1 pseudogene is annotated in these 833 nt (G+C 73.7%); it reads right to left on the reverse strand.

Annotated elements, in window-relative coordinates:
* Positions 1-2: 2 nt before the first annotated feature.
* Positions 3-833, reverse strand: a pseudogene (locus BZL64_RS36305) (LLM class flavin-dependent oxidoreductase); the annotation flags it as partial.

Below are 833 nucleotides of genomic sequence, written 5' to 3' on the forward strand. Positions count from 1 at the left end.
GCTCAAACGCCCGGCTTCCACCCCAGTGCCGGGCCCAGGTGCGTCGCCATGTCGGTGAGGATCTGGACGTAGTCCTCGGGGGCGAAGGTGAAGGGGAGGGCGAAGGCGACCTCGTCGATCTCGCGGAACGCGGCGTGGGCGTGCAGGCGTTCGGCCAGTTCGGCGGAGGTGCCGACCAGGTCAGGGGCGAACAGGAGCCGGGCGGGGCCCTGCGGGGACGTGGTGCGGGGGAGGCGCCGGGCGGCGAACTCCTCGTACTTCGCGCGCTGTTCGGGCGTGGCGGAGTCCGTGGGGATGACGACGAGGCCCTGCGAGACGCGGGCCGCGTCGCCGTCGGGGTGCGCGGCGCGGAAGGCACGCACCAGGGCGAGCTGCAGGTCGGCGAAGTCCCCTTCTCCGTCCGGGCCTTCGGCCTTGACGACGCTGCTGGTGAGGAAGTTCATGCCGTTCTCACCGGCCCACCGCGCCGAGCCGAGGCTGCCGCCGCCGTACCACAGGCGGCTGCCCAGGCCCGGGGAGTGCGGCTGCACACGGTCGGAGAACACCTCGAAGCCCTCGGTGCCGCTGAAGCCGCTGGCGGGCTCGCCGCGCACCAGGTCGAGCAGCCGACGCTGACGCCCGGATTGAGCCGGCCACCCGACAGGACGTCGACGGTCGCCAGGTCCTCCGCCAGCCGCAGCGGGTTCTCCCAGCCCAGCGGGATCACCGCGGTGCCCAGCTCGATCCGGCTGGTGCGCTGAGAGGCCGCCGCGAGGACGGCGACGGGGGAGGAGATGCCGAACTGCAGGTGCCGGTGGCGCAGCCAGGCGCTGTCGAAGCCCAGCCGCTCGCCC

It is taken from the genome of Streptomyces bobili (assembly GCF_002154575.1).
In the GTDB taxonomy this organism is placed as follows: Bacteria; Actinomycetota; Actinomycetes; order Streptomycetales; family Streptomycetaceae; genus Streptomyces; species Streptomyces bobili.